The sequence below is a fragment of the Streptomyces sp. C genome (genome assembly GCF_000158895.1).
GTDB classification, from domain to species: domain Bacteria; phylum Actinomycetota; class Actinomycetes; order Streptomycetales; family Streptomycetaceae; genus Streptomyces; species Streptomyces racemochromogenes.
In genome coordinates, this window is sequence record NZ_GG657750.1 from 7,309,550 (window position 1) to 7,314,356 (window position 4,807).

Consider the following 4,807-nt stretch of genomic DNA (forward strand, 5'->3'; position numbering starts at 1 on the left):
GGTGAGGAACTTCCCGCTCGCCGCGCGGTCCGCGTACTTGGCGTTGCGCAGGTGCAGCAGGTAGCCGCTGGGCACGAACTTGAAGGCGATCCGCCGCTGCACGCAGTAGCCGTGGACCCGGTCGAGGACGGACTCCGCGTTGTCGAGGCGGGCCGACACGTGGATCTTCCAGCCCTGCGGGGGGAGCCGGAGGCCGAGGGGCCGCAGGGCGAGCCAGTCGCCGCTGCGGTGCGAGCGCCAGCCCTCGGGTACGGGGGCGGTGGCCGCAGGGAACTCCTCGCCGGCGCGCCGGTACGGGGCGTCGTAGAACCAGCGGTCGGCGTCGCAGAAGGCCGCGTGCCCGTTGTTCACACCTGCTCCCTCGGTCGGTGACGGGAGCAAAGGTGGCACGCGGCGAGGAGCCCGCGACAGTCGTGTTTGTCACCAGCCCGGCGTGCGGTACGCACGGGTCACTTGGGCCCCGCACGCCCCGGCCCGCGCCGTCGCCGAATCCGTGGCCGGCCCCGCCGCCGCACCGATCCGGTCACGCTGGACGACCCTTCGGCGCAGCGGAGACCGCCGTCACCAGGGATCCGATATCCGAACGGCCCGTCCGTAAATCGATCCTCGGTATGCGGAGGCCTTTCGGATCTGGCAGTGTCACCCCCAACTGGCCGCTGGATAGCAGAGATAGGGCCAGTTTCAACCTTTGAATCGAAAGTGAGTCCTGTCGTGCGTCACCGCTTAGCAGCAGTCTCCGCCGCCGCCCTCCTCTGCCTCGCCGGCGCCACGGGCGCGGCGGAGGCCGCGCCCGCGACCCCGCACGGTCCGTCCGCCATGGTCTTCGGCGTCATCCAGGGCCGCGACGCCGCGACCGGCACCGCCCTGCGGGCCGTCACCCTCAGCTGTGCCTACACCGCCGAGGGCACGCACCCCGACCCGAGGGCCGCGTGCGACGCGCTGGGCGCCACGGGCGGGAAGCTCGACCGCCTGCTCGCCGCCCCGGCCCCGGACCGCCCCTGCCCCCGGCAGTACGCCCCCGTCACGGTCACGGCGGACGGGGTCTGGCGCGGCAGCCGCGTCGCCTGGCAGCACACCTTCCCCAACCCCTGCGAGATGGCGGCCACCCTGAACGGCAACCCGCTCTACGCCTTCTGACGCCGCGGGATCAGCGGCCGCCCTCCGGGGCGAGCGACGCGGCCGCCGCGAAGAGGCGGGCGCAGCGCCGGGTCATGGCCTGCGGGGTCTGCTCCGGGTGCTTGACCCACCAGCGGACCAGGGTGGCCACCAGGTCCCGCCACACGTACAGGAGCGCGTCGGCGTCCAGCGGGTCGGCGGATCCGGCACCGCGCAGCAGTTCGGCGGTGCCGGCGGCGGCCAGCCGGTCGATGGCCGCCCAGTACCCGGCGGCCGTGCGCGCCGCCTCCCCGCCCGGCGGCAGGGTGGTGTCGTAGAGCACGAACCACGACTCCCGCCGCCCCTCCAGCGCGGTGAAGATCGCGTCGAGCACCCGCAACGGGGTCTGCGGGGTGGTCCCGTCCGGCCCCATCGCCGCCTGGATCGCCCCCAGGAGCCGGTCGCCGACCGGCACGAGGCAGGCCACGTAGAGGTCCTCCTTCGTGCCGAAGTACTGGTGCAGCAGCGTCTTGGTGACGCCGACCCGCGCCGCGATCGCCGGCAGTGACGCCGCGGCGAAGCCGCGGGTGCCGAACTCCTCCGCGGCGGCGTCCAGCATCTGCCGCGCACGGTGTTCGCGGGGGACTCCCTTGGTACCGGCTTTCGAGGAAGGGGTTGCCATGAGCCGATCTTACCAGTAGGTAATTTACCTCAAGGTAAGTTCGTGCCACGGCGACCTCTGGAGTACCTCCATGGACGGCACCACCCCCCGGCCGGCTCCCCGCACCCGCACCCGCTCCTGGTGGGGCTGGGGCTGGGCCGACGAGCACCCCGCCGATGCGGAATGCGTCGCGATGGGGGCCCTGCTCCCCGGCACCCTCGCCCGGCCCCTGCCCGTCCCCGACGTACGGGACCTCGTACGCGCCCTCCGCATCGGGGACCCCGCCGTCGAGCCGCCGGCCGCCCTCGCCCACCTGGTCACCTCCGACCCGGCGGACCGCGCCGGCCACGCCATGGGGAAGGCCTACCGCGACGTGGCGCGCGCCCTGCGCGGACGGCCCGGCCGCATACCCGACCTCGTCGCCCGCCCCGCCGACGAGCAGGACGTGGCCGACCTGCTGGACTGGGCCGGCGGCCACGGGACCGCGGTCGTCCCGTACGGCGGCGGCTCCTCGGTCACCGGCGGAGTGGAGTACCGCGGCGACGCCCACCGCTCGGTGCTGTCCCTCGACCTGACCGCGATGCGCCGCGTCCTGGAGGTCGACACCGAGGGGCGCGCCGCGCGCATCCAGGCCGGCGCCCTCGGGCCGGACCTGGAGGCACAGCTGCGCCCGCACGGCCTGACACTGCGCCACTTCCCGCAGAGCTTCGAGTTCTCCACCCTCGGCGGCTGGCTCGCCACCCGGGCCGGCGGCCACTACGCCACCGGACGCACCCGCATCGACGACTTCGTCCAGTCGCTGCGGGTGGTCACCCCCGCCGGGACCAGCGGCTCCTGGCGGCTGCCCGCCTCCGGCGCGGGCCCCTCGCCCGACCGCCTCTTCCTCGGCTCCGAAGGCGCGCTCGGCGTCATCACCGAGGCCTGGATGCGGCTCCAGGAACGCCCCCGCCACAAGGCCTCCGCGGCCGTCTCCTTCACGGACTTCCACGCCGCCCTCCGCGCGGTGCGCGACCTCGCGCAGTCCGACCTCTCACCCGCCAACTGCCGCCTCCTCGACCCGGGCGAGGCGGCCCTGTCGGGCGCCGCCCACGACGGCGGCTCCGTCCTCGTCCTCGGCTTCGAATCCGCGCACGAACCGGTGGACGGCAGGCTCGCCCGCGCCGTCGAACTGGCCCGCTCCCACGGCGGCCGGCCCGGCGCGGACACCGGCCGGGGCGGCGACGCGGCCGTCGGCGCCTGGCGCGCGGCCTTCCTGCGGATGCCCTACCTCCGCGACGGCCTCGTCCGGATGGGCGCGGTGGCGGAGACCTTCGAGACGGCCGCCACCTGGGACCGCGTCCCCGCCCTGATCGACGCCGTACGCACCGAGGTCGGCGCGGCCGCCCTCAAGGCCACCGGACACCCCGCCACCGTCAACTGCCGCCTGACGCACGTCTACCCGGACGGCGCCGCCCCCTACTTCACCGTCCTCGCCGCAGGCAGGCCCGAGGACGGAGTCGCCCTGTGGGACGACCTCAAGGCCGTCGCCGGCGAGGTCCTGCACCGGTACCGCGCCACCATCACCCACCACCACGCCGTGGGACGCGACCACCGGCCGGGCTACGACCTCCAGCGCCCCGAACCCTTCGCGCTCGCCCTGCGGGCCGCGAAGGACGCGCTCGACCCCCGCGGCATCCTCAACCCCGGCGTCCTCGTGGGCTGACGGGCCGCCGGCCGCTCGCCCGATCGGCGGACCTATTCCCGTACGCGGGGCGTCGTCGCCCGGAACGGATACGGATGTTCCCGGCATCCGGCATCCGGCCCCGTGTCCCAGGGAGACTTCGATGAGCTGCATCAACCGACGCGACCTCGCGCTGCTGGCCCTCCGCGCCGGCACCGGCGCCGTGCTCATGGCACACGGCACCCAGAAACTGTTCGGCTGGTTCGGCGGCGGCGGTCTGGAGAACACCGCCGCCGCCATGGAGCACATGGGCTTCACCCCCGGCCGGCAGAGCGCCCTGGCCGCCGGGCTCGGGGAAACCGGCGGCGGGGCCCTGCTGGTCCTGGGCCTCGCGACCCCGGCCGCCGGCGCCGTGGCGGCGGGCGCCATGGCCGGCGCGGTGTCCGTCCACGCCCCGGCCGGCTTCTTCGCGCAGTCCGGCGGATTCGAGTACCCGGCGTTCCTCGGGTTCACCGCGGCCGCCATCGGCCTCGCCGGCGCGGGCCGCTACTCCCTCGACCACGCCACGGGCCACACCTTCGACCAGCGGTGGATGCTCGCGCTGGCCTTCACCACCAGCGCCGTCGCGGCGGCCGCGGTCGTCGCCAAGCGGGCGAAGGGGCAGCAGGAGACCCCCTAAAGGGTCTTGAACGAGTCCCGGTCGGTGAAGTGGTACAGGCCGACCTTCGGGCGGGCGACGGTGCCCGGAGCGGCGAGCGGCAGCCTGACGCTGACCGCGTTCGGCATGTGGTCCGGGTCGGCCAGGATGACGATCTCGTCGGCGACGGGTCCGCCGCCGCCCGACGGGTTGAGGTCCACGGCCGCGTACGTGGTGGCTCCCGGCCGGACCGGGTGCGCCGGAGCACCGCCGAGGCCGTCGGGCGGCGTCGCCTGGATGCCGAGGGCCTCGCCCTTGGCGCTGAACCCGACGGCGGGGTGGAAGGCGAGCCCGCACGTGGTGGAGCCGTTGTTCGTCACCGTGATGACGCGCACCGTGGCCGGGAAGCCCGCCGGCGAGGTCAGCTTGACCGTGAGGTCCCGTGCGGAACAGGGGTGGGTGTAGGCGTAGCTGTCGTCGGTGCCGGGCCCGCCGCTGCCCTTGGCGTCCGGCCCCGCCTGCGTGGCACTCGTGCCGGGCGCGGGCGCGGGCGTGTCGGAGCGGGACGGCGTCGGTGTCGGCGTCGGAGTCGCGGCCTGAGCGGACCCGGAGGCCGCCGTACCCGCGCTCGGGCTCGTCGAAGGGCCCTTGGCCGCCGCGCCGCCGCCCTCACAGCCGGTCAGGCCCAGGACGAGCCCGGTGAGGGTGGCCAGGGCCGCGGCACGGCTCCGGTGGATGCGCATGATGGAACTCC

At 75.1% G+C, this 4,807-nt stretch carries 5 protein-coding genes and 1 pseudogene; 3 read left to right on the forward strand and 3 right to left on the reverse strand.

All coding sequences use genetic code 11. From position 1 onward, the window contains the following. Positions 1-351, reverse strand: a pseudogene (locus tag SSNG_RS32475) (lantipeptide synthetase); the annotation flags it as partial. Between the two features lie 360 nt (positions 352-711). Between SSNG_RS32475 and SSNG_RS32480 the strand changes: the two are divergent. Next, a complete protein-coding gene (locus SSNG_RS32480) occupies positions 712-1,137 on the forward strand; it encodes a subtilase-type protease inhibitor (RefSeq protein ID WP_042802531.1) in 426 nt (141 codons plus the stop codon). Positions 1,138-1,147: 10 nt separating this feature from the next. Here the strand turns inward: SSNG_RS32480 and SSNG_RS32485 are convergent, their stop codons facing one another. Beyond that, positions 1,148-1,777 carry a TetR/AcrR family transcriptional regulator gene (locus tag SSNG_RS32485; RefSeq protein WP_007268184.1) on the reverse strand — a complete coding sequence of 210 codons (630 nt, stop codon included), beginning with the start codon at positions 1,775-1,777 and terminating at the stop codon, positions 1,148-1,150. Positions 1,778-1,847: 70 nt separating this feature from the next. Here SSNG_RS32485 and SSNG_RS32490 point away from each other — a divergent pair, with 70 nt between their 5' ends. Then, positions 1,848-3,458: an FAD-binding oxidoreductase gene (locus SSNG_RS32490; RefSeq protein WP_007268185.1), complete on the forward strand. Its 1,611-nt coding sequence runs from the start codon at positions 1,848-1,850 to the stop codon at positions 3,456-3,458. 121 nt (positions 3,459-3,579) lie between these two features. After that, the gene (locus SSNG_RS32495) at positions 3,580-4,095 is read left to right on the forward strand and encodes a DoxX family protein (protein WP_007268186.1); all 516 of its coding nucleotides are present in this window, start codon (positions 3,580-3,582) and stop codon (positions 4,093-4,095) included. Here the strand turns inward: SSNG_RS32495 and SSNG_RS32500 are convergent. Further along, the coding region (locus SSNG_RS32500) for a DUF4232 domain-containing protein (protein WP_241695178.1) at positions 4,092-4,807 on the reverse strand (716 nt) is incomplete at its 5' end. The genes SSNG_RS32495 and SSNG_RS32500 overlap by 4 nt on opposite strands.